The organism is Mesorhizobium ventifaucium (genome assembly GCF_935822925.1).
In the GTDB taxonomy this organism is placed as follows: domain Bacteria; phylum Pseudomonadota; class Alphaproteobacteria; order Rhizobiales; family Rhizobiaceae; genus Mesorhizobium; species Mesorhizobium ventifaucium.
The window spans coordinates 244,717-267,767 of sequence record NZ_CAKXZS010000011.1 but is presented as its reverse complement, the minus strand read 5'-3'; the positions used below and the strand labels follow the sequence as shown (position 1 = coordinate 267,767).

The 23,051-nt window shown below is 62.0% G+C and carries 19 protein-coding genes; 7 read left to right on the top strand and 12 right to left on the bottom strand.

Annotation, left to right across the window (positions count from 1 at the left end; genetic code table 11):
- Positions 1–353: 353 nt before the first annotated feature.
- Entirely contained in the window at positions 354–713 is a 360-nt protein-coding gene (locus NMG70_RS09555) for an exopolysaccharide production repressor protein (protein ID WP_254024255.1), read from the bottom strand.
- A 297-nt stretch (positions 714–1,010) separates the two neighbouring features.
- On the opposite strand from NMG70_RS09555, the gene NMG70_RS09550 reads away from it, so the two are divergent.
- The 4 genes from NMG70_RS09550 to NMG70_RS09535 all read left to right on the top strand — a co-directional run bounded on the left by NMG70_RS09550 (position 1,011) and on the right by NMG70_RS09535 (position 4,248).
- Positions 1,011–1,232, top strand: coding sequence for a hypothetical protein (locus tag NMG70_RS09550; RefSeq protein WP_254024254.1), 222 nt, complete (start codon positions 1,011–1,013; stop codon positions 1,230–1,232).
- Positions 1,229–1,903 (top strand): sugar transferase, encoded by a 675-nt coding sequence (locus NMG70_RS09545; protein WP_254024253.1) that lies wholly within the window; start codon positions 1,229–1,231, stop codon positions 1,901–1,903. The genes NMG70_RS09550 and NMG70_RS09545 overlap by 4 nt, the downstream gene beginning before the upstream one ends.
- A 175-nt stretch (positions 1,904–2,078) precedes the next feature.
- Entirely contained in the window at positions 2,079–3,287 is a 1,209-nt protein-coding gene (locus NMG70_RS09540; RefSeq protein ID WP_254024515.1) for a polysaccharide biosynthesis/export family protein, read from the top strand.
- A 202-nt stretch (positions 3,288–3,489) separates the two neighbouring features.
- On the top strand, positions 3,490–4,248 hold the full coding sequence (locus tag NMG70_RS09535; protein ID WP_254024252.1) for a class I SAM-dependent methyltransferase: 759 nt from the start codon (positions 3,490–3,492) through the stop codon (positions 4,246–4,248).
- A 108-nt stretch (positions 4,249–4,356) separates the two neighbouring features.
- Here NMG70_RS09535 and NMG70_RS09530 read toward each other — a convergent pair whose 3' ends face one another.
- On the bottom strand, positions 4,357–5,619 hold the full coding sequence (locus NMG70_RS09530; protein ID WP_254024514.1) for an O-antigen ligase family protein: 1,263 nt from the start codon (positions 5,617–5,619) through the stop codon (positions 4,357–4,359).
- Positions 5,620–6,040: 421 nt separating this feature from the next.
- Here NMG70_RS09530 and NMG70_RS09525 point away from each other — a divergent pair, with 421 nt between their 5' ends.
- Together NMG70_RS09525 and NMG70_RS09520 are read left to right on the top strand one after the other, a co-directional pair.
- Entirely contained in the window at positions 6,041–6,793 is a 753-nt protein-coding gene (locus NMG70_RS09525) for an SDR family NAD(P)-dependent oxidoreductase (RefSeq protein ID WP_254024513.1), read from the top strand.
- Between the two features lie 50 nt (positions 6,794–6,843).
- A complete protein-coding gene (locus NMG70_RS09520; protein ID WP_254024251.1) occupies positions 6,844–8,187 on the top strand; it encodes a glucoamylase family protein in 1,344 nt (447 codons plus the stop codon).
- A gap of 103 nt (positions 8,188–8,290) precedes the next feature.
- Here the strand turns inward: NMG70_RS09520 and NMG70_RS09515 are convergent, their stop codons facing one another.
- Positions 8,291–9,727 (bottom strand): aldehyde dehydrogenase family protein, encoded by a 1,437-nt coding sequence (locus NMG70_RS09515; RefSeq protein WP_254024512.1) that lies wholly within the window; start codon positions 9,725–9,727, stop codon positions 8,291–8,293.
- 264 nt (positions 9,728–9,991) lie between these two features.
- Between NMG70_RS09515 and NMG70_RS09510 the strand changes: the two genes are divergently transcribed.
- Complete coding sequence (locus NMG70_RS09510) at positions 9,992–11,023, top strand: hydroxyacid dehydrogenase (RefSeq protein WP_254024250.1); 1,032 nt, start codon at positions 9,992–9,994, stop codon at positions 11,021–11,023.
- 29 nt (positions 11,024–11,052) lie between these two features.
- Here NMG70_RS09510 and NMG70_RS09505 read toward each other — a convergent pair whose 3' ends face one another.
- The 9 genes from NMG70_RS09505 to NMG70_RS09465 all read right to left on the bottom strand — a co-directional run bounded on the left by NMG70_RS09505 (position 11,053) and on the right by NMG70_RS09465 (position 22,654).
- On the bottom strand, positions 11,053–11,691 hold the full coding sequence (locus NMG70_RS09505; protein ID WP_254024249.1) for a hypothetical protein: 639 nt from the start codon (positions 11,689–11,691) through the stop codon (positions 11,053–11,055).
- 50 nt (positions 11,692–11,741) lie between these two features.
- Complete coding sequence (locus tag NMG70_RS09500) at positions 11,742–14,579, bottom strand: nitrate reductase (protein ID WP_254024248.1); 2,838 nt, start codon at positions 14,577–14,579, stop codon at positions 11,742–11,744.
- A gap of 2 nt (positions 14,580–14,581) precedes the next feature.
- Positions 14,582–14,911: a nitrite reductase small subunit NirD gene (gene nirD, locus NMG70_RS09495; protein ID WP_254024247.1), complete on the bottom strand. Its 330-nt coding sequence runs from the start codon at positions 14,909–14,911 to the stop codon at positions 14,582–14,584.
- Between the two features lie 5 nt (positions 14,912–14,916).
- A complete protein-coding gene (gene nirB / locus NMG70_RS09490) occupies positions 14,917–17,367 on the bottom strand; it encodes a nitrite reductase large subunit NirB (protein WP_254024246.1) in 2,451 nt (816 codons plus the stop codon).
- Between the two features lie 4 nt (positions 17,368–17,371).
- Entirely contained in the window at positions 17,372–18,169 is a 798-nt protein-coding gene (locus tag NMG70_RS09485) for an ABC transporter ATP-binding protein (RefSeq protein WP_077376831.1), read from the bottom strand.
- A 10-nt stretch (positions 18,170–18,179) separates the two neighbouring features.
- Complete coding sequence (ntrB, locus tag NMG70_RS09480) at positions 18,180–19,076, bottom strand: nitrate ABC transporter permease (protein ID WP_254024245.1); 897 nt, start codon at positions 19,074–19,076, stop codon at positions 18,180–18,182.
- Positions 19,077–19,141: 65 nt separating this feature from the next.
- The gene (locus NMG70_RS09475) at positions 19,142–20,458 is read right to left on the bottom strand and encodes a CmpA/NrtA family ABC transporter substrate-binding protein (RefSeq protein ID WP_254024244.1); all 1,317 of its coding nucleotides are present in this window, start codon (positions 20,456–20,458) and stop codon (positions 19,142–19,144) included.
- Between the two features lie 355 nt (positions 20,459–20,813).
- Entirely contained in the window at positions 20,814–22,052 is a 1,239-nt protein-coding gene (locus NMG70_RS09470; protein ID WP_254024243.1) for a CmpA/NrtA family ABC transporter substrate-binding protein, read from the bottom strand.
- 2 nt (positions 22,053–22,054) lie between these two features.
- The gene (locus NMG70_RS09465; protein ID WP_254024242.1) at positions 22,055–22,654 is read right to left on the bottom strand and encodes an ANTAR domain-containing response regulator; all 600 of its coding nucleotides are present in this window, start codon (positions 22,652–22,654) and stop codon (positions 22,055–22,057) included.
- Positions 22,655–23,051: the final 397 nt, after the last annotated feature.

The window sequence follows — 23,051 nt, the reverse complement described above, 5'->3', positions numbered from 1 at the left end:
TCTCACTGACTGTCCGGCTGTACGAAAAACATTGGCCGGCGCTTATGCTGCAATTGCGAAGCAAAGCATCGTTAAAATCATTCGCTCCGTCCAGTCTTTCCTTTCGGTGTCGCATCGGTGGGCGGTGAAATGCCAGCGGATAGGCGGGCCGCTTCGCACACTGTGATGCTCATCCTGGATGGGGTGTCAGCGCACTCGAACCGCTGATCACCAGGTCGATCGACAGAGTCAAGGCAATGGTGGCTGCGTCAGAGGATCCGAGGCTGAAGGGAAAATCCGCAAGTCGGTTGCCCAGGATGCTGTCGGGCGAGCCGTCCGCCAGGTAGCCTGGCCGACGCATCCCTGCCGTCAGGTCAGTGGAGGCTTCTCCCGGCACTGAACTTCTCGCCATCGGCCGCTTCAGTCGAACTCAGCTTTCGTTCGGCGTCGCGAATCTTGTCAGCCGACGTCGGGGTATTCCTGGCGATCATGACGAAAACCAGCAGGAAGTAGCCCAGTTGAATGACAATGGCGCAAGCTATGGCGCGAAAGAGCGTTGTGCCTAGCGAAGCGCCGTCGAGATAAGACCAGGCGACCACGATCGCCAGCGCGAAAATCATGCCAACAATGAATTTTGGTAGCGACATACCCGACAGCCCGTCAACCTGCTCGGGCAAAATCGATGATTGACCCACCCCGAGCCTCCCTTCGCCATGCGAGCTCGTTGAGGCCACTCGCTTTCTGGCCGGTTGCTTCCGGCCTTCCCACGCCGTCCATACTCTGACAGAAACAATTTGCAACTCTATTAAGGTGTGCAATAGCGGGCAAGGCCAACCGCAAATTATTTTGGATAGGCTCGGGGAATCGACTCTGCCATGTTGCGATGCACACCCGGTATCACAACCAACCACCCGGTATGGACTCACTTCAGTAAGGGCTATAACATTAATCAGTATTTTACTCTAAAAGCGTTCTATATTTTTACAAGGATACAGCAGGATAATTCTCAGCCCCCTGGCCCGAAGAGCGATATGCCCAAAATCAGCCTCAAAAAGGCACTAGATTTTCCAAGGTTGCCCATAATTTGTCACGAACGCGCCACAAAAGGCCAAAATTTGCGCAGGATCGGTTTATTATTTAGTCAATTCATGACGCGATTATTTCAGGCGCTCAAGGAATTGTGTGTTGCGATGCAGCATTTTTTTGGTATCGTGCGGCAAACCATCCGTTCAACGTATGGAGTTTACGCATGAGGGACGTAGCCAAGCCGGCTGACGCGGATTTTCCGCAGGCCGGTATCGACTTTCCACCAATCGGCGGCCTGCTTAAACGCAGCTTCGATATCGCCGGTTCACTGATTGGCCTGGTTGCTCTCAGTCCGCTGTTTGTGATGGTCGCGCTGCTTGTCAAGTTTTCCGACGGCGGGCCGATTTTCTACGGTCACAGCCGGATCGGGCGGGGAGGACGGATTTTCCCGTGCCTCAAGTTCCGCACTATGGTTCAGAATGGCGAACAGGTGCTGGCGGCATATCTTGCCGCCAACCCGGAAGCCAAGGCCGAATGGGTAGCCACCCGCAAGCTCAAGAACGATCCACGCGTCACGCGCGTCGGGGCCGTGCTGAGGAAGCTCAGCCTCGATGAACTGCCGCAGATCATCAACATCCTTCAGGGTGACATGAGCCTTGTCGGTCCTCGCCCGGTGGTGCGCGACGAGCTCGAAATCTATGGCAGTTCGGCCGTCTATTACCTGAAATCACGCCCTGGCCTGACCGGGCTCTGGCAGGTCAGCGGCCGCAACGACGTTTCCTATGACAGCCGCGTCGCATTCGATCGCCACTATGTCGAGAACTGGTCGCTGTTCGAGGACATTCGCATCATCATCAAGACCGTGCCTGCCGTCTGGATGTCGCGGGGCTGCTATTGACCGACCGGCCGGGGGCCGGTTGTATGTGGAGGAGTGACTGTCCAGACGCCAAGCATCTGCAGCAAGCTTCATCGGGCCGGCCTAAAGCGAATCGGAAAACGTACAGTTGAAAACAGACATCTTCGAAATCTCCTGGGCCGGCACGGTTAGCAATCGCATGCGACGAATGCGGCTTATGACCACTTGCCTCGCGCTGGCGCTCGCCATTCCCCAACTCGCCGCGGCCGACGAGTACCGGCTTGGATCGCAGGACAAGCTGACCATCCGCGTGGCCGAATGGCAGACCGTTGAAGGCACGTTCCGCGACTGGACGGCCGTCAACGGAGAATACACGGTCGGCCCGTCTGGAACATTGTCCGTGCCGTTCGTCGGCGAAATGCCGGCATCCGGCAAGACTACATCCGAGATCGCGGCAGCGATCAGCCAGGCGCTCCAGCGCAAGCTCGCTCTGGCGGACCGGCCGGAAGCCTCCGTCGAAATGGCGCAGTACAGGCCGTTCTACATTTCCGGGGAGGTCCAGACGCCGGGCCAGTATCCCTATGTGCCCGGCCTGACCGTCCTGAGGGCGATGAGCATCGCCGGCGGCGTCCGGCGGGCCCCCGAAGGGCAGCGGTACGCCCGCGACATGATCAACGCCAAGGGCGAGTTTGACGTTCTCCAGGACCAACGGGTCCGACTGATCGTTCGGCGCGCGCGCATCGAAGCGCAGATCGCCGACAAGCCGACATTCGACGTGCCGAAGGAGGTGGCCGAGGATCCGAAGCTGGCAAGCATCGTTGCCGACGAGATGGCGATCCTGACGGCCGATCAAAAGAATCTCAAACTGCGCCTTCAGGCGCTCGACGATTTGAAGAAGCTATTGCAGAGCGAGATCGATTCGCTGCAGAAAAAGATCGTCAACCAGCAGCGGCAGGTCGACCTGGCAAAGGAACAGCTCAGCGGCATCGGTTCGCTTGCGCAAAAGGGCCTTGTCGTCAACACTCGGGTTCTGACTTCGCAGCAAACGATCGCCGACCTGGAAGGAAAAATCCTGGATTACGAAACGGCTATCCTCACCGCCAGGCAGTCGATCAGCAAGGCCGACCAGGACGCCATCGACCTGGAGAACACCCAGAATGCGGATCTCGCCACCGGCCGGCAACAGGCAGAAGCCGATCTCAGCGAAACAATGCTCAAGATGAACATGCACACCGGCCTGATGGCCGAAGCCATGTCGGGGAGCCCGGCGCTACAACGCTATCGCGACGGCGAAGAGCCAACGATGTCGTTTGGCCTGGTTCGGGTTGTCGACGGCAAGACCAGCGAAATCGCTGCTAGCGAAGATACGCCCGTGCTGCCTGGGGACGTGATCAAGGTGAAGCTGGTGCCAATGGCTAGCCAATAGGCCTTCAAACGATCGCCCGATCCGATCACGCCGAACCGATTCGATCGGCAAGAGTTCGACCCGGACGAGTTCGACCTTGCACTCGTCGACACTGTGCTCGCTGCCCGACAGGCCAGCCTACCGCCAACTCGGGACGTGAGTAATTACAGCGCAAGGAGATGTTGTGCTTTAGTTGCAAGTTAAACCCGAGGAGGACTTCGTCATGCACAGTGAAAGGGACGTAATCGTCAGTCGAGAAAGAGAATTTCACAATCTCAGATTTAGTCAGGAGGAGGATCCAAGAGGAAGCCTGGACAAGTGGTATCGAACAATTCGCCACGGCGCTGAACGTCAAGACGAGCAGATAAAACGGCTTTCGAAAAACGCAGACGTGCTCGAGTACGGTTGCTCCGATGGCGGGTGGTCCCTGGACTCCCTGCACCTGCCCGATCTTTGCCGATCTCTGACGGGGATCGATATTTCGGATGTAGCAGTAAACAAGGCGAACGAACGGGCGAGTGCGCTTGGAAGCACGAACGCTACATTCCTGGCGATGAATGCGGAAGCCATGTCGTTCGAGGACAACAAGTTCGACCTGGTGTATGGACGCGGGATCATCCATCACCTGGATCTGGACCGGTGTTTTTCCGATGTGGTCCGTGTCCTGAAGCCGAACGGCGTGGCGTCCTTCTACGAGCCGATGGGACACAATCCTCTCCTGAATGCCTACAGAAAGCGGACGCCCCTCATCCGCACCGCTGATGAACATCCCTTGCTAATTTCGGACTTCGCTTTGGCCCGCCGCTACTTCAGCAATGTCCAGGTGGACTATTTCGGCCTGTGCTCCGTAGGAAGCGCGCTGATGCCGCGAACCATCTCGGAGGCCGTCTACACAGTTGGCAAAGCTGTTGATTCAGTAGTTTTGACGCTTCCCTTTGTGAAGCGGTTCGCATGGTATGCGCTCCTGACCCTTAGGGCCTGATCAATGGGCAGCAAACCCAACTCGGGCGAGGCTCGCCTGCTGCTGTGAGATGAGATGATTGCTTGGCCTTAGCGCTGTCAGGCGGCGTTTTTGTGCGCGCCACTTTGCTTAGCGCCTTGCGGTTTCTGGTTCCGCGAGGCCGGCCGCGGTCCATCGGGGACGGGCGACATGCACCCTGACCAGCTTGAAGTAGCTGTAATACAGGAGGAAGGAGCCCATGATGTAGGGGTTGAAGGTGTCGATCTCAACGAAAGACCGGATCAACAGAAGCACCGTCACGCCGCCAAGAATCACCGACTCGGCTTGCCACGCCCTGAATATCAGGGCCGATATATGGCCCCATAGCGTGCGCAGGATGATCAGCGAAATCAGCGTCGCCCCGACATAACCTAGTTCGACGAGGGCTTCGATATAGGTGTTGTGGAAGTGGAAGCCGCTTCGGGTGGTAATGTAGAACTCGTTCCAAAGCCGCTCGGCCTCGGCGAACCCCTGCACCCAATAGGCCGCGTAGCCGACGCCGAGGATCGGCGCTTGCTGCGCCGCTTCCCAGCCCTGCTCCCAGAGATAGGTCCGTCCGGTGAGCGTGGAATCTTTTCCGAAGGCGCCAAGGACGAAATCCAGAAGTCCTGCAAAGGCAACCCCGGTGACCACGACCAGCCCGCATGCGCCGACCACGAAAATCACCCGTCGATAGCGGAGTGGAAGCTTCTTGGCCACGGCAAGCAGAGCCACCAGAGCGAGAACTGCCGGTATCGAAGCCGTCGAGGTGGCGGAATGTGCCATGATCAGAAGATAGGCCGATAGGACGAGGATGGGCGCCGTCAGGATAAAGCTTATCCGGCCGCGCCTGAGAAAGGCCAGGAAGACAACGCAAAAATAGATGCCAAGGGAGGCGACAAAGCCGAGCTGGTTCTTGGAGCTGAAAGCGCCGACGAAATTATACGTCCCGTCGAGGACATCATAGGAATAACTCCCGACGCTGAGCGAATAGAGCAGCACGAGAAAAATCCCGATCAGCGAGCCTATCGTCAACGTCCGGACGCTGACGGTGCGCGCGGCGATGTAGGCGCAGGCGATATGGGAGCAATACTGGATTGCCGTTCGCAACGTGATGCCGGGGGCATCCGACCAGAACACCGAGAGGCAGACGTAGATTGCAAACGCCAGCGGCAGCCACGCACTGGAGGCATGTCGCAACAGCCGCCGATAATCTACCATGATCAGGGGAAGCCAGACCGCATAATAGGCCAGGATCAGAATCGGTCCAAAAACCGAGGAGTAGGAGAACGCCCAAATGGAGATGGCAACAGCAAAGCTACCGTAGACCGTGTTCTTCTCGGGGTCGATCAACAGAGATTTTGGAATCTTCATCTCGGTAACGAATTCCCGTCCATGCAGTTCAATGCCGATCTGCCGCCGCGCCATGCGCCAACGCTTCCATTGTGCAGTGCAATATAAGCCATCCCCGACAGCCTGTCACCCAAATGAGGCGAAAACAGCCATAGGGCGCCCCGGAAGGGGGTAAAATGCCACGACGGGCCATGCGGCAGCACCGAGCATTCCGGCCGGCTCGTGCCGGTACTCTCGCTGCGGGAGCGAAAACTCGTCCAGCTCATCCTCACCGGCCATCCCCGCGAGATCACCGAGCGCCTCGGCACCAGTTCTTTCAGCACCGGACCAAGAACGTGTAGCCACGGCCAGCCCACCATGAACCTGCTCGGAGGCTCCAGACTCTGGCTTGAACTTGTCCGCCGTTGACTTCACATTCGCCGCCGACTGGGAGGACGAGCACATGACGATGAGTTTTGCGGGACGGTTTGGCGGGCGGTCGGCCGTGATCACCGGCGGCGCGTCGGGAATTGGCCTGGCCGTCGCGCAAAGAATCGTTGAAGAGGGCGGGCGCGTTTGTGTCTGGGATCGCGACTCCACCCAGATCGAGCAGGCCAAGGCTGTCATTGCCGACCTGCACGGCGTGACTGTCGATGTTGCCGATCCCGTAGCTGTTGAACAAGCCGCCCGGCAGACGATCCAAGCCCTTGGCGCGGTCGATATCCTGGTCACCAGTGCGGCCATCACCGGACCGAACATGACGACCTGGGACTATTCGGTGGAGGATTGGCGCCGGGTCATCGATATCAACATCAATGGCGTCTTCTTCTGCAACAAGGCGCTGGTTCCGCACATGCTCGAGCGCAATTACGGCAGGATCGTCAACATCGCTTCGATCGCCGGCAAGGAGGGAAACCCGAATGCCTCTGCCTACAGCACCTCCAAGGCGGCGGTGATCGGCCTGACCAAGTCGCTGGGTAAGGAACTGGCCAAGACCAAGGTGACGGTGAACTGCGTCACGCCGGCGGCGGTGCGCACCGCGATCTTCCAGCAGATGAGCCAGCAGCACATCGATTTCATGCTGTCGAAGATACCGATGGCGCGGTTCGGCGAGGTCGAGGAGGTGGCGGCGCTGATCTCGTGGATCGCATCCGAGGAATGTTCCTTTACGACGGCCGCCGTTTTCGACATTTCCGGCGGCCGGGCCACCTATTGAAGCACTGGACCGATTTGCAACCAGGGACGCCAGACTGGAGTTCACGTCGCTTGCATAGGGTCGAACCTCCACTGTCCGACGAAGACCTGCTCGACCGCTTCCAGCGCGCCGCCTTTGGCTATTTTCTGGAAACCGTGAATCCGCAGAACGGACTGGTTGCCGACACGTCGCGGCCAAATTGGCCGGCAAGCATCGCGGTCGTCGGCTTTGCCCTGTCTTGCTATCCGGTCGGAGTCGAGCGCGGCTGGATGACGCGCGACGCAGCCGTTAAGCTGACGCTTGCCGCACTGCGCTTCTTCTGGAACAGCCGGCAAGGCAACGGCGACGACATCACCGGCCACAAAGGCTTCTATTACCATTTCCTGGACATGCGGACCGGCCTGCGCGCCTGGCGATGCGAGTTGTCGGCAGTTGACACGGCGCTGCTGATGGCCGGCGTGCTCACGGCTGGCGCCTATTTCACAGGCGACACTGACGACGAAACCGAAATTCGCGAGCTGGCGGAAATGCTGTACCGGCGCGTCGACTGGCGATGGATGCAAGGCAGCAGACCGACCTTGCGACAGGGCTGGAAGCCGAAGAGCGGCTTTCTGCGTTATGGCTGGGAAGGCTACAACGAAGCGACGATCCTTTACGTCCTGGCAATGGCCGCCCCGGACAAGCCAGCCTCGGACGACAGCTATGCCGGCTGGACGGCGACATATCAGTGGGAAAACATCTACGGCTACGACGTGCTCTATGGCGGCCCGCTGTTCATGCACCAGTTCTCGCATGCCTGGATTGACTTCGACGGCATCCGGGATGCGTTCATGCGGGAGAAGAACTCGGACTATTTCGAAAACAGCCGCCGCGCGACCTACCTTCATCGGGACTATGCGCGGCACAACCCCTCTGGCTATGACGGCTACGGCGAAGGACTTTGGGGACTTTCGGCGGGTGACGGACCCGGCAAGTTCCGCGCGCAGATCGAGCGGCGATCGCGCAAATTTGCCGGCTATGCGGCGCGCGGCGCACCGTTCGGCCCCGATGACGGAACGATCGCGCCGTGGTCGTATCTTGCATCGCTGCCTTTCGCGCCGGAAATCTGCCTGCCGGCGCTGCGCCATCTCAGAGAACGCCACCCCGAGGTGATCGACGGTTTCAGGATGCCGAGCGGCTTCAACCCGACGGTGGCGAACCGGCGGAAGTTCGGGCCGAGTGGCTGGATATCGGATGCGCATTATGGACTGGACCAAGGCATCGTCGTGCTGATGATCGAAAACCACCGCTCGCGCCTGATCTGGGACCTGATGCGGTCGAGCCCGCATATCCGTCGCGGCCTGTGCAAGGCCGGGTTCAGCGGCGGCTGGCTGTCGCAGCCGGCGAGCCCTCCTCGCAAGGACCCCGCTGAATGACGGCTACGCCCAGTGGTCGCTGTCGTTTCGGTACGAAGACGTTCGCCTTCCCAGCAACTCGCGCTTGCTGGGAGGGCCTTTCGATTTCGTCTGCTTGATTTACTTAGCCGGCGAACGTGTAGGCGGTCTTTACCGTAGTGTAGAATTCCGCTGCGTAGCGGCCCTGCTCGCGCGGGCCGTAGCTCGATCCCTTGCGTCCGCCGAAAGGCACGTGGAAGTCGACGCCCGCCGTCGGCAGATTGACCATCACCATGCCGGCTTCCGAGTTGCGCTTGAAATGCGTGGAGTGCTTGAGGCTCGAGGTGCAGATGCCCGACGTCAGCCCGAACGGCGTGTCGTTGGCTACTGCCAGGGCCTCGTCATAGTCCTTGACGCGGATGACGTTGGCGACTGGTCCGAAAATCTCCTCGCGTGAAATGCGCATGGCGTTGGTGGCTTGCGTGAACAGCGCTGGTTGCAGGTAGAAGCCGCGGGTTTCGCGATCGAGCCGCTCGCCGCCGAAGGCGAGATCGGCGCCTTCCTGGCGGCCAATGGCGATATAGTCTTCGTCCTGTTTCAACTGGCTCTGGTCGACGACGGGTCCGATCTGGGTTTTGGCATCAAGAGCGTCGCCGACGACCAGCTTGGCGAGGCGATCCTTCATCGCATCGACGAAGCGGTCATGGATGCCGTCCGTCACGACAAGGCGGGACGACGCCGTGCAGCGCTGGCCGGTAGAGAAGTATGCGCCATTGGTCGCGCAGTCGACGGCGACGGCAAGATCTGCATCGTCGAGCACGACAAGCGGGTTCTTGCCGCCCATTTCGAGCTGGTACTTGCGCATGTGCTCGACGCTGGCCGCAGCCACGCGCTTGCCGGTGCCGACCGAGCCGGTGAAGGTGATGGCATTCAGGTCAGGGCTGTCGAGCATGGCCTGGCCGACCACCGAACCCTTGCCCATGACGAGATTGAGCACACCCTTAGGCAGGCCGGCGCGGTGCAATATGTCGACAATGGTCCAGGCGCTCTCCGGAACCAGCTCGGCCGGCTTGAAGACGATGGTGTTGCCATAGGCCAGGGCAGGAGCGATCTTCCACGCCGGGATGGCGATCGGGAAATTCCACGGCGTGATGATGCCGACGACGCCGACCGCCTCCCGCGTGATCTCGACACCGACGCCGGGCCGCACGCTTGGAACCAGCTCGCCTGACAGGCGCAGCGTCTCACCAGCAAAGAAATCGAAGATCTGGGCGGCCCGCACGGTTTCGCCAATACCCTCGACCAGCGTCTTGCCTTCCTCGCGCGCCAACGCCCGGCCGATTTCATCTTTCCGCGCAGTGATCTCGTCCGACGCCTTCCTCAGCACCGCATGGCGTGCCAGCAAGCCCGATCGGGACCACGCCGGAAATGCCGCTTTCGCCGCCGCGATGGCCTGCCGCGCCTGCTCGGCGTCCCCCGACGCATATTCGCCGACCACGTCGTCGAGATTGGAAGGATTGATGTTGCGGGAGCCGGCATCGCCCACCCACTCGCCATCAATGAGGTTCTTTCGAAACGGGATCATATCGCTGTCTTCCTTGTCGTCCTTCGATTGCCGTCTATCTGGACCACCGGCGGCCACACCGCAAGGCCGCCAGCGGCAATGTTCTGCTCCTCGACAGGCATGTGCTAAGCAGGTTTCGGAAAAGTGTTCGATGGTTTTCCGATAAAAATCTGCGACAAACAAAAACCCAGCAAGCGAAGCCCCGCAAGCCTGCTTGGGTGTCGAGGTGGTAAACCATGATTCTAATGTGGTGCGACGCGGATCGCGCCAGGAGGAACCGTCATGTCCGACAGCGTCTTGCCGCTGGTGATCAGCGCGCCCGAGCCACGCACGCTCGACCTGATTTTCACGCCCGAGGCACTGGCGAGATTCCGCGCCAGATACCGTATCGTCGAAACGTCGCCAGAAGGCGTCGTGGGCCTGCCACACGATGTGCTTGCCGAGGCGCGCTACATTGTCGGCCAGCCGCCGATCGCGCCGGAGACGCTGGAAAGGATGACGGCGCTGCGCTGCGTCTTCAATGTCGAGAGCAACCTCATCAACAACATGCCGTATGAGACACTGTTTTCGCGCGGCATCCATGTCGTCACCACCGGCCTGGTCTTCGCCGAGCCGGTGGCCGAGCTCGGCCTTGCCATGGCGCTCAACCTCGCCCGCGACATCGTCGACGCCGATCTCGCCTTCCGGCAGGGCAAGGAGCTGTGGGGCGGCGACGGCAACCGGACGGCGCGGCTTCTCTTCGGCGCGGATGTCGGTATCATCGGCTTCGGCGATCTCGGCCGTGCGCTCAACCGGCTGCTGTCGGGCTTTCGCACGCGGACCAAGGTCTTCGATCCGTGGCTGCCGCCCTCGATCCTGATCGAGAACGGCGTCGAGCCGGCTTCCCTCGACACGGTTTTGTCGAGTAGCGATTTCGTCTTCGTCGTCGCTTCGGTGACCAGCGAAAACCAGGGTTTTCTCGGCCCTGAGGCCTTTGCCAGGATGCGCAAAGGAGCCGCCTTCATCCTGCTCAGCCGTGCCGGCGTGGTCGATTTTCCGGCGCTGATGGATGCAGTTCGCAGCGGCCACATCGTCGCCGCCAGCGATGTGTTTCCGCAAGAGCCGCTGGCGCAGGACCATCCTGTCCGCACGCTGCCCGGCTTCCTGCGCTCCGCCCACCGGGCCGGCGCGCTCGACATCGCTTTCAAGCGCATGGGCGACATGGTGCTGGAAGACATGGACCTGATCGACCGCGGCCTGCCGCCGATGCGTTCGAAGCGGGCCGAACGCGAGACCGTTTCGCGCATGCGCTCGAAGCCGGTCGACAAGAACTAAGCCGTCAATCCAGCGCCTGCGCGGGATACTCAGATGGTGAACGACCAAAACAGGCAGGCGAGCGTCGCTGCAGCGAAGACGACAAAGAACAGGCTTCTCAGCAGGATATTGCGGCGCAGCTCGTTCATGAAGAGATGGCAGCCGACGACGGCTACGACAAACAGGAACCGCCAATTCAGCAGTGTCGGCAAGATATTGCTTCGGTCAAAAGCCCATCTGGCGGCGAGGCCGCCAATGATGGCCGCGAACAACACGATGACTGTCCAGAAGATCGCATCCGCAGCATGTGTCAGGACGATGCCGGCGACCCTGATCGGGAGGATCATCATCAGCAGCGCGCTGAAGAAGTACACGGCCGCGAGCGGGATAAACGTCCCGGCATCGGCGACGCCGTCCAAGCGTTCTGCGCCGATCGCACCAAAGGGATAGCCATGCCTGGCCACCGCCAGGCTGAGAGCCATCAGCAAAGCCGTCAATATGGCCACCAATGCGAATGAAGTGAGGGCTTTGCTCATAAGGGTCCTGCTCGGAACGAATCGAATAAGACGTTGGTAGCCCACGGTTTGTAAATTGCTGGTAAGCGCCGAGGCCCGGCGTGACAGAGTTTTAATGCATGTCGCGCAAATGTGTGCGGCGGTTTTGCGATAACGACATGCATAAAACAACAACCTAAAGCGCGTCGCATGAGGCGGTCAAACGCGACGCGCTTTAGACGCCCTCACTCCGCCGCGTGAAGGCGTCGCGCCTCGATGATGGTCCTGATCTCGGCGCGGCAGGAGCCGCAATTGGTGCCGGCATGCAAGGTGGCGCCGATCGCTTCGACGCTTACGCAACCTCCGCGCACCGCTTCGGCGATCTGATTGGCGCCGACCCCGAAACAGGAGCAGACAACGGCACCACGATCGACGCTGTTGCCACCCGGCCGCCCCGCCACGATCGCCAGCCGCCCGCGCCGATCGGCATGGTCAGCGCTCAACTGCTCCACCGCCCAGCTGCGCGACACCGCGACCGGCCTGGGCGCCAGATAGAGCGCGCCAGTCAGCCGGCTGCCGGCAAAGCGGGCGAAGCGATAGTGCCCGCCGGCAACGTCATGATAGGCGAGCGTCTCGCCTAGCGCGTCCGCCCCGAAAAGCGAAGCCGCGAAACCCGGCCAGTCCCGACCAGCCTTCAACGCAAGCTCGAGGCGCCAGCCGGCGGTGCAGCGGGCGAGGCTCCAATAGTCTGCGTCGATCGAGGCTGGCCGTTCGGCAAGCATCGCGAAGCCGAAAGCGACGGCAGCGAAGCGTTCCACGCGGGCGGCAACATGCTTCGAGGCCGGCTGCCCTGACACAGCGTCGGTGATAGGCGCCACCAGCGCATCGACACGAGCCCGCGCGGAAAACTGGTCTGTCCAATGCATCGGCACGAAGACCGAGCCTGGCCGCTGCCGCGCTGTCACCAGCGCGCGAACCAGCACCTCGCCATCCGCGGTCGAGACGCTCACGATGTCGGCATCGCCAATGCCAAAGTGCTGCGCGTCCAGCGGATGGATTTCGGCGAACGGCTCGGCCAGGTGCTGCGACAGCCGCGGGCTCTTGCCGGTTCGTGTCATGGTGTGCCAGTGGTCGCGAACGCGCCCGGTGTTGAGCACCAGCGGATGATCCGGGCTGGTGCGGGTTTCAATGGTTGGGCGGATGGCGATGAAGCGCGCCTTGCGGTCGGGCGTGTAGAAGCCGCCGCTGGCGAAGAAACGGCTGCTTTTAACCTCCGGTCGGCGCCAGGCACCCCCCTCTGGCCTGCCGGCCATCTCCCCCTCAAGGGGGGAGATTGGCAGCTTCCCCTGGAGCGCCTTTTCGGCGACGTCGGCGATTGGCGAAATCGGCGGTGACATCCGATCTCCCCCCTTGAGGGGGAGATGGCCGGCAGGCCAGAGGGGGGTGCCCGGGCTCGGCGCTGGCCACTGGAAAGGCACCAGCGCGTCGTAGTCTTCTGCATCGACCCCGGCATACGCACCGATGTCGAAATCGCGGGCGCCGTCATTCTCGAATGCCGACAGCGCTGCATGCTCGGCAAAGATCTCCGCGGGAGACGGATGCGAAAACGCTTCGGCAAAACCCATCCGCTTGGCGACTTCGTCGACGATCCACCAGTCGGCCCTTGCCTCGCCGGGCACTGGCAAAAAGGCGCGCTGACGCGAGATGCGGCGCTCCGAATTGGTGACCGAGCCGTCCTTCTCGCCCCATGCGGCGGCGGGCAGCCGGACGTGGGCGTGGCGGACCGTGTCGGTCTTGGCCAATACGTCCGAAACCACGACAAACGGGCAGGCCTTGATCGCCGCCTCGACGGCATCGGCATCCGGCATCGAGTCGACCGGGTTGGTCGCCATGATCCATAGCGCCTTGATGCGCCCGTCGGCTACCGCCTGAAACATCTCGACCGCCTTCAGGCCGGGATTTTCGGCGACGGTCGGCGCACTCCAGAAACGCTGCACGCGGTCGCGATGTTCAGGGTTTTCGATCTCCATATGGGCGGCCAGCATGTTGGCCAAGCCACCGACCTCGCGGCCACCCATGGCGTTGGGCTGACCGGTCACCGAAAACGGCCCGGCGCCGGGTTTGCCGATGCGGCCGGTGGCGAGATGACAATTGATGATGGCGTTGACCTTGTCGGTGCCCGAGGACGACTGGTTTACCCCCTGGCTGTAGACGGTCACCGTCTTCGCCGTCGCGGCAAACAGGCTGTAAAAGCGGACAAGTTCGTCCTCGCCGAGGCCCGTGGCAGCGGCGACACCGGCAAGGTCGAGCGCCGAGGCGGCAAAAAGGGCTTGCCCAAAGCCGCTCGTGTGCGCCGTGATATAGGTGCGGTCCAGCGCGTTGTGCTGGCCGAGATAAGCGAGCAGCCCTGTGAACAGCGCGACGTCGCCATCCGGCGCGATCGCCAGATGCATGTCGGCAATATCGGCGGTCATCGTGCGGCGCGGGTCGACCAACACCACCTTCATGTCGGGCCGTTTTTCCCGGGCAGCGGCAATGCGCTGGTAGAGCACGGGATGGCACCAGGCGAGATTGGAGCCGACCAGCACGATCAAATCGGCGAGTTCCAGATCCTCGTAGCTGCCCGGCACCGTGTCAGAGCCGAAGGCGCGGCGGTGGCCGGCAACCGACGAGGCCATGCACAGGCGCGAATTGGTGTCGATATTGGCCGAGCCGATGAAGCCTTTCATCAGCTTGTTGGCGACATAATAGTCCTCGGTCAGCAACTGACCGGAGACGTAGAAGGCGACCGCGTCGCGACCGTGCTCGGCGATGGTCCGCGAGAAGGTCGAGGCGACAAGGTCGAGCGCTTCGTCCCAGTCGGTGCGGCGACCGTGGATCTCCGGATAGAGCAGCCGTCCGTCGAGGTCGATTGTCTCGGCCAGCGCCGAGCCCTTGGAACACAGCCGGCCGAAATTCGCCGGATGGTCAGGATCGCCGCGGACGGCTGTTTGGCCATCCGCGGCGACCTTCGCCAGCACGCCGCAGCCCACCCCGCAATAGGGGCAGGTGGTCCTCACCTCGCGCGCTTCGTCGATCTTCATGCTCAAGCCGCGCGACTGGCCAGCGCTTCCAGCGCAATGAATAGACGCTCGCCCTCGATCCGCACCGGAATGGTGCGCACCGCACCTTCGTCAGCGCCAAGCGCCTTGCCGGTTTCCAGCGAGATCACCCAATTGTGCAAGGGACAGGTCACGGCCGCGCCATGGACGATCCCCTGCGAGAGCGGTCCGCCCTTGTGCGGGCAATGGTCCTCGATGGCGAAGACCTGGTCCTCTGCCGTGCGGAAGACGGCGATCTTGCCTTGAGGCGTGGCGACGCAGCGGGCGCCGCGGCGCGGGACGTCTGAGAGCGTGCCGACAGCAATCCAATTCATTATGATCACTCCGCCGCCTGCGCGAAGCCGACCGAAGCCATCGGCCGGAATTCGTGTTTGTCCTTGCCGGAGACGCGTTCCGACCACGGGTCGACCTGCGCGAATTTCTGCGAAAAGACGAAGCGGTCAAAATAGGCCTTGCGCTTCTCGCCATCGTCCATGATCTGGCGCTTGATCTCGGCGATGCCGATGCGCTTGGCCCATTTGTAGATCCGCTCGAGATAGCGGCCCTGCTCGCGATACATCTGCGTCAGCGCCACGATATGCTCCAACGCGTCGTCCTCGGTCTTGACCAGGCCGAGCACCTCGGTTCCCTTGATGTCGAGGCCGGCTGCCCCGGCGAAATGGATCTCGTAGCCTGAATCGACGCAGATCACGCCGACATCCTTGCAGGTTGCTTCCGCACAGTTCCTAGGACAGCCCGACACCGCCATCTTGACCTTGGCCGGCGTCCACGAGCCCCACATAAATTTCTCGATGCGGACGCCGAACCCCGTCGAATCCTGCGTGCCGAAGCGGCACCAGTCTGAACCGACGCAGGTCTTCACCGTGCGCAGTCCCTTGGCATAGGCGTGGCCGGAGACGAAGCCGGCCTGACCGAGATCGGCCCACACCGCCGGCAGATCCTCCTTGCGGATGCCGAGCATGTCGATGCGCTGGCCACCGGTGACCTTGACCATTGGAATTTCGAATTTGTCGACGACGTCGGCAATGGCGCGCAGTTCGGCGGCATTGGTGACGCCGCCCCACATGCGCGGCACCACCGAATAGGTACCGTCCTTCTGGATGTTGGCGTGGACGCGCTCGTTGATGAAGCGCGACTGGTAGTCGTCGGCATACTCATCCGGCCAGTCGCAGACGAGATAGTAATTGAGCGCCGGCCGGCATTTGGCGCAGCCGCAGGAGGTGGTCCATTCCAGTTCCTGCATGACGGCGGGAATGGTCTTCAGGTCCTTGGCCTTGATCAGCCGGCGGACCTCATCATGGCCGAGCGTGGTGCAGCCGCACATCGGTTGCACCGCCGCCGGATTATATTTGTCGCCGATGGTCAGCACCATCAGCTTTTCGACCAGCCCGGTGCAGGAGCCGCAGGAGGCGGACGCCTTGGTGTGAGCGCGCACGTCGTCGAGCGAGGTCAGGCCTTTAGCCGTGATCGCGCCAGTGATCTTTCCCTTGCAAACGCCGTTGCAGCCGCAGATTTCCGCATCATCCGGCAAGGCTGCAACGGCCGCCATAGGGTCCAGGGAGGCGCCTCCCTGGTATGACTGGCCGAAGATAAGCGTGTCGCGCATTTCCGATATGTCGGTCTGCTTCTTCTTGAGGTCGTTGAACCAGGCGCCGTCCGCCGTCTCGCCGTAAAGCACGGTGCCGATGATGCGGTCATCCCTGAGCACCAGCCGTTTGTAGACGCCGGCGGCGGCATCGCGCAGCACGATCTCCTGGCGGTCCTCGCCCTCGGCAAAGTCGCCGAGCGAGAACAGCTCGATGCCGGTGACCTTGAGCTTGGTCGGCGTGTCCATATGGACGAAAGCCGCCGCCTCGTTGCCGGCAAGCTGGCTGGCCGCGACACGCGCCATCTCATAGAGCGGCGCCACCAGCCCGTAGACCTGTCCGTTGACCTCCGCGCATTCGCCGAGCGCATAGATATCGGGATCGTTGCTGCGCATGCCGGCGTCGACGACGATGCCGCGATTGACGGCAATGCCGGCGTCTTTCGCCAGCGTCGCATTCGGCCTGATGCCCACCGCCATGACGACCAGCGTCGCCGGGATGATGGTTCCGTCGGCGAGTTCCACCTGCTCGACCTTACTCTTGCCTGTGATCGCCTGGGTGTTGGCCTTGGTGATGACCTTGATGCCGCGTTGCTCGACAGCTCGCTGCAGCAGATAGCCGGCGGCCGGATCGAGCTGACGCTCCATCAGCGTCGGCATGACATGCAGCACGGTGACGTCCATGCCTTGCGAGTTCAAGCCCGCGGCTGCCTCCAGCCCGAGCAACCCCCCGCCGATGACCACGGCCTTGGCTCGCGACTGGGCGGCAAGCAGCATGGCTTGGACATCGTCGAGATCGCGATAGGTGAGCACGCCCGGCAGATCGTGGCCGGGTACCGGAATGATGAACGGCACCGAGCCGGTGGCGATGACAAGCTTGTCATAGGGTTCGGTGACGCCGTGGTCGGAGATGACGGTCTTCGCCGCCCGGTCGATGGCGACGATCTTATGGCCCTTGTAGAGGGTGATGCCGTTGGCGATGTACCAGCCGTCGCCATGGATGATGATTTCCTCAAAAGCCTTCTCACCCGACAGCACCGGCGACAGCATGATTCGGTCGTAATTGACCCGCGGCTCGGCGTTGAAGATGGTGACCTGGTAGAGACCGGGCGCCTGTTCGAAAAGATGCTCCAGCATCCGCCCGGGCGCCATGCCGTTGCCGATGATGACGAGTTTTTCGGTCATTGAGCTACTCCGCGGCTTCGACGAAGCGGTGGCGTTCGTAGAGGAATTTCAGCACCGCCTCGCGGCAGCGCAGGAAAGTCCGGTCGGAGGATAACTCAACGCGGCGGCGCGGCCGGGCCAGCGGCACCGCAAGCACCTCGCCGATGGTCGCCGCCGGACCGTTGGTCATCATGACGATGCGGTCGGACAACAGCACCGCTTCGTCGACGTCGTGGGTGATCATGATCGTCGTCGAGCCAAGCCTCGAATGGATATCCATCACCGCGTCCTGCAGATGCGCGCGCGTCAGCGCGTCGAGCGCGCCGAAGGGCTCGTCGAGCAGCAGGATCTTCGGCTCCATGGCCAGCGCGCGGGCGATGCCGACGCGCTGCTTCATGCCGCCCGAAATCTCGGCGGGCCGCTTGTCCCTGGCATGCGCCATCTGCACGAGGTCGAGATTGCGCATGATCCAGTCGTGCCGTTCGGCTCGGCTCCTGGTGCGGCCGAACACCTTCGACACCGCCAGGTTGATGTTTTCGTAGACGGTGAGCCATGGCAGCAGGCTGTGGTTCTGGAACACCACGGCGCGTTCAGGACCGGGGCTGTCGACCTCCTTATTTTCGAGCAGGACGGCTCCGGCGGTCACTTTCGTCAGCCCGGCGATCAGGTTGAGCAAGGTCGACTTGCCGCAGCCGGAATGGCCGATGATCGAGACGAATTCGCCCTTGTCGATGGTCAGCCGGATGTCTTTCAGCACCTCGCTGACCTGGCCGCCGCGGGCGAATGACTTGTCGATATGGTCGAGTTTCAGATAGGCCGTCATTGCCCTCTCCTCACTTTGCCGTTGTGCCGCGGGTGACGAAGGCGCCGACCGCCGCGACCAGGCGGTCGAGGCAAAAGCCGGTGACGCCGATATAGGCGAGCGCAACGATGATGTCGGGCAGCCGCGACGAGTTCCAGGCGTCCCAGATGAAGAAGCCGATGCCGACGCCGCCGGTCAGCATTTCGGCGGCGACGATGGCAAGCCAGGACAGGCCGATGCCGATGCGCAGGCCGGTGAAGATGTAAGGTGCCGCGGCCGGCACCATGATCTTCACGAAGAATTCGAGCTGGTTGAGCCTGAGGATGCGCGAGACGTTGCGATAGTCCTCTGGAATGTTGCGAACGCCGACGGCGGTGTTGATGATCACTGGCCAGATCGAGGTGATGAAGATGACGAAGATCGCCGACGGGCTGGAGTCGCGGAAAGCGGCCAGCGACAGCGGCAGCCAGGCGAGCGGCGGCACGGTGCGCAGAATCTGGAACACCGGGTCGAGGCCGCGCATCGCCCAGATCGATTGGCCGACCAGCGCGCCAAGCGCAACGCCAACGATTGCAGCCAGGCCGAAGCCGATGGCGACGCGCTGCAGAGAGATCAGCACCCGCCAGGCCAGTCCGATATCCTGCGGACCATAATCGAAGAACGGATGGGCGATCAGATCGTAGGCCTCGGTCCATACCTGGCTAGGCGGCGGCAAGCTGGCGTTGGGCGACGAGCAAGCGATCTGCCAGATGACGAGCATGACGACGATGACGATTGCCGGCGGCACCAGCGTGCTCGCCAGCTTGCCGGCGATCGCGCCGGGTTCGAAGCGGCGCCTCACCTTGGCGGTGAAAGCTATGACCTCTGCAGGCTTGGCAGGCGTGGGGAACGCCTTCACGTTGGGGTCCTTGATGGCTTGGATAGACATTTCGCAAAAAGCTCCTTGAGCATTGGAGTGACAGGCGGCGCCAAGTGGCGTCGCTGCCGGCGACGTCAGGCCGATGCCTTGATCTTCAGGCTGTCGAGATAGGCGGACGGATTGGCCGGATCGAAGATCTTGCCGTCGAAGAAGGTCTCGACACCGCGCGATGAAGACGCCGGGATGTCTGCCGCAGCGACGCCGAGATCCTTCGCCGCCTCGCGCCACAGATCTTCGCGGTTGACCTGATCGACCAGCTCTTTGATGTCGGTGGTCGCCGCGAATTTGCCCCAGCGGATGTTTTCGGCGAGGAACCAGCTGTCGTGGCTCTTGAACGGATAGGACACACCGCCCTTCCAGAACTTCATGTAGAGGTCGGTGCCGGTAGCGACGCGGTCGTTGCCGTAATTGATGTCGCCCTTGAGACGGCCGATGATGTCGGCGGTCGGCACGTTCATCCATTGCCGCTTGCCGATGATGGCCGCCATCTCGTCCTTGTTTTCCATGGCTTCGCACCATTGCTGGGCTTCCATGACGGCCATCAGGATCGCCTTGGAGGCGTTCGGGTTCTTGTCGATGAAGGCGGCGCGCAGGCCGAGCGCCTTTTCCGGATGGCCTTTCCAGAGTTCGCCCGTGGTGGCGGCGGTGAAGCCGACGCCCTGATGGACGAGTTGCTCGTTCCACGGCTCGCCGACGCAGAACACGTCCATGTTGCCGACCTTCATGTTGGCGACCATCTGCGGCGGCGGCACGACGATGGTCGAGACATCCTTGTCGGGATCGATGCCACCGGCAGCCAGCCAGTAGCGCAACCAGAAATCATGGGTGCCGCCCGGGAAAGTCATGGCGGCCTTCACCTCTTTGCCTTCGGCCTTTTTGGCCGCGAAGGCGTCCTTCAGCTTGGAGGCATCGAGGCCGACGCCGGTGCCGGCATATTCCTGCGCGACGGAAATCGCCTGGCAGTCGTAGTTGAGCCGCGCCACGATCGCCATCGGCATCGGCTGGTTGTTCTGCGTCACCTTGCCGGTGTGCATCAAATAAGGCATCGGCGTCAGGATATGGGCCCCGTCGATGCCGTTGGCTTCGCCGCCGAGCATCAGATTGTCGCGTGTCGCACCCCAGGAGGCCTGCTTGAGCACCTCGACATCGGGCATGCCGAATTTTTCGAACAGGCCCTTCTGCTTGGCGATCATCAGCGGTGCGGCATCGGTCAGCGCGATGAAGCCGAGCTTGGCGCCGGTCACTTCCGGCGTGGCGGTCGCGGCATAGGCGCCGGACGGCAGCAGCGCGCGCGCCGCCGCCAGCGTTGCCGCAGTGGCCGCGCTCATCATCAGGAAATCGCGGCGGGTGACGCCCTTGAGGGCGGATTGGGTTTTGATGCGTTTCGTCATCGTTATCTCCGTTGGGCGCGGCTTGGGATCTGCGCCGTCGATTTGCGTGTTCGACCAAAAACAAAAAAGCCGCCGACCAGGCCACTGCGTCCGTTGATCCGGATCGCGTGTTGACCTGAGCGGCAGCTTTGCCTGTGGCGCCCGCCATTGGACGCCGTATCCCGTGGCCTGAAGGCCTATGGATTACTATGCAGGAACCGTGCCAGTTTAGACTTACGGCAAATTCGGCAATGAAAACAATCGATAGCGTGGGCGCGAAGACTGGGCCGCCGGATTGTCGATGCTCACGCAGCAGTCACGTTCATTGTGCAGTGGCACAAAAATTGTGCAGTGCACGGTAGTGCGCAAGGAATGCTCAACTCGTCGGCATCGCCCAGTCGCGGATAGCGAGATAGTCGTCGATCCTGTCGGGATCGAAGATACGGCCGTCGAAGAAACCATCCGGACCAAGGGCGAGGCTGGCGCCGGCCGAGCCTACCGGGGTGGCAGCGGTGAGCGCCCCCTCGACCTTGGCGTTGGCCCCCGGCAGGGCGACGCCGAGCGGCTTCAGCGCTGCGCGATAGAGGTCGGGCCGGTAGGTGTCGCGCGCGAGCGCCATGTGGGCAGCGCTGTGCTTGACCTGCCCCCAACGGACCATCTGCGTGTAGAACCACAGCGCGTGGCTTTTCCACGGAAAATTTGCCGCCTTGCCGAAAGGCAGAAAAAAGTCCTCGACGGTCAGTTCCGCGCCGCCGCCCAGCGCAAGATGTCCGGTCAGGATCGGCATCTGCAGCGCCGGCGAAAGGCCGAGGAAGGAAGGCTGCGCCATCAAGGCGGCCAGTTCGCCGCGGTTTGCCGGATCCTGGCACCAGCGCGCGGCGTGATGGAGCGCGCGCAGCAGCGCCGAAAGGGCTTCCGGGTGTTTTTCGGCCCAGGCCTTGCGCACGCCGACGACTTTCTCGGGGCTGGTCTTCCAGATGGTCGCCTTGACCGTGGCGATATGGCCGGTTCCGGCGACGACCGAGGCGCTGTTCCACGGTTCGCCGGCGCAGTAGCCGTCGATCCTGCCGGCGGCGAGTGCGTCGGCCATGAAGGGCGGCGGCACGATGACGATTTCTATTTCGCGCGACGGATCGATGCCGCAGGCGGCGAGCCAGTAGCGCAGTTCGTAATTGTGTCCGGAGTGCGGATGCACGACCGCAAAGCGCAGCGGGTCGCGACCGGCATTTGCCCGTTCACGGATCAGCGCTCCCAAGGCCTTGCCGGCGCGCGCCGGATCGAGATCGGGCAAAGCGCCGTGCGCGGCCATGCCCGCCCAGAGCGTGGTCGAAACCGTTACGCAGTTGCCGCCCAGCCCCAGCGAGAACGGCACGATCGTGTCGGAGGCGAGTGGGGTGAGCCCCACATTGCAGGCGATCGGCATCGGCCCCAGCATATGCGCCAGGTCGAAATGCCCGATCGCGATGCGGTCGCGGATGTTGGCCCAGGACGTTTCGCGACTAAGCGTCAGGTCGACGCCTTCGCGCGCGGCAAAGCCGATCTCCTTCGCTGCGACAAGAACGGCGCTGTCGAAGAGCGGCATGAAACCGGCATTGATCTGGTGTTCGGCCGCCATGCTCAACTCTCTCCGGGATCCAGAAGGCCTGCCGCCGTCACCAGGCTCTGCGCGATTTCGCTTATCTTGCGGTTCTGGTTCATGGCGGTCTTGCGCAAAAGCGCATAGGCCGCCTCCTCAGACAGGCCGCGCGACCGCATCAGGATGCCCTTGGCGCGGTCGATGAGCTTGCGGTCCTCCAATTCACTGCGGGCTTCCTCCAGTTCGCGCGCCATCCGCGAGAACGCGTTGAAGCGGCTGATTGCCATGTCGAGGATCGGCTTGACGCGCTCCTGGCGCAGCCCGTCGACGACATAGGCGGAGACTCCCGCTTCCACCGCAGCTTCGATTGAAGCCTGATCCGACCGGTCCACGAACATGGCGATCGGCCGCTTCACCACGCGCGAAAGCTGGAACATGTTTTCAAGCATATCGCGGTTGGGATTTTCGAGATCGATGACGATTACGTCTGGTTCGATCTCGGCAATGCGCCGCGCTATTCCCGCAACATCGTGAACGACCGTGACCTGCTCATGCCCGGCCTCCCGCAATCCCGCCTCGATGATGGAGGCGCGGATGTGGTTTTCGTCGATCACCAGGACGGTGAGGGATTTCCGGATCATGCCGCATTTTGCGCACGCAGCGTGATTGTGCAATGCGGCATAGTGAGAATCGACCCAGTTACCGCTTCGCGTGCGGTCATATGTTCGCGGGGCCGACCAGCAAATTTTCTTTAAATGGCTCTAACTTTGCTTTTGTATCCAACGCGCTATTTTTCAAGTTGCGAACCTTGTCTCGCTGGCTTGAAGATTGGAGGTTTCCATGGATCGGCGATTATTTTTGACAGGAATGCTTGGCGTTGCTGGCGCAGCAGCCCTTGTGAGCACAGTTCGGCCAATCAACGCGGTAGCCGGCGTACCGGGCGCCAGAAATGGCATTCTCGATGAACTCGACGCGCCTGTTATGGAAGCCTTCGAGGATGAAGATACGCAAGCGGAGCCGGTCCGCCATCGGAGCTGG

What these genes read in the sequence shown, in the direction of transcription:
- NMG70_RS09550 (WP_254024254.1), top strand. Translation starts at nt 1,011, where the DNA reads ATGCCCAAAATCAGCCTCAAAAAGGCACTAGATTTTCCAAGGTTGCCC.
- NMG70_RS09545 (WP_254024253.1), top strand. Translation starts at nt 1,229, where the DNA reads ATGAGGGACGTAGCCAAGCCGGCTGACGCGGATTTTCCGCAGGCCGGT.
- NMG70_RS09540 (WP_254024515.1), top strand. Translation starts at nt 2,079, where the DNA reads ATGACCACTTGCCTCGCGCTGGCGCTCGCCATTCCCCAACTCGCCGCG.
- NMG70_RS09535 (WP_254024252.1), top strand. Translation starts at nt 3,490, where the DNA reads ATGCACAGTGAAAGGGACGTAATCGTCAGTCGAGAAAGAGAATTTCAC.
- NMG70_RS09530 (WP_254024514.1), bottom strand. Translation starts at nt 5,619, where the DNA reads ATGAAGATTCCAAAATCTCTGTTGATCGACCCCGAGAAGAACACGGTC.
- NMG70_RS09525 (WP_254024513.1), top strand. Translation starts at nt 6,041, where the DNA reads ATGACGATGAGTTTTGCGGGACGGTTTGGCGGGCGGTCGGCCGTGATC.
- NMG70_RS09510 (WP_254024250.1), top strand. Translation starts at nt 9,992, where the DNA reads ATGTCCGACAGCGTCTTGCCGCTGGTGATCAGCGCGCCCGAGCCACGC.
- NMG70_RS09500 (WP_254024248.1), bottom strand. Translation starts at nt 14,579, where the DNA reads ATGAAGATCGACGAAGCGCGCGAGGTGAGGACCACCTGCCCCTATTGC.
- nirD (WP_254024247.1), bottom strand. Translation starts at nt 14,911, where the DNA reads ATGAATTGGATTGCTGTCGGCACGCTCTCAGACGTCCCGCGCCGCGGC.
- nirB (WP_254024246.1), bottom strand. Translation starts at nt 17,367, where the DNA reads ATGACCGAAAAACTCGTCATCATCGGCAACGGCATGGCGCCCGGGCGG.
- NMG70_RS09485 (WP_077376831.1), bottom strand. Translation starts at nt 18,169, where the DNA reads ATGACGGCCTATCTGAAACTCGACCATATCGACAAGTCATTCGCCCGC.
- ntrB (WP_254024245.1), bottom strand. Translation starts at nt 19,076, where the DNA reads ATGTCTATCCAAGCCATCAAGGACCCCAACGTGAAGGCGTTCCCCACG.
- NMG70_RS09475 (WP_254024244.1), bottom strand. Translation starts at nt 20,458, where the DNA reads ATGACGAAACGCATCAAAACCCAATCCGCCCTCAAGGGCGTCACCCGC.
- NMG70_RS09470 (WP_254024243.1), bottom strand. Translation starts at nt 22,052, where the DNA reads ATGGCGGCCGAACACCAGATCAATGCCGGTTTCATGCCGCTCTTCGAC.
- NMG70_RS09465 (WP_254024242.1), bottom strand. Translation starts at nt 22,654, where the DNA reads ATGATCCGGAAATCCCTCACCGTCCTGGTGATCGACGAAAACCACATC.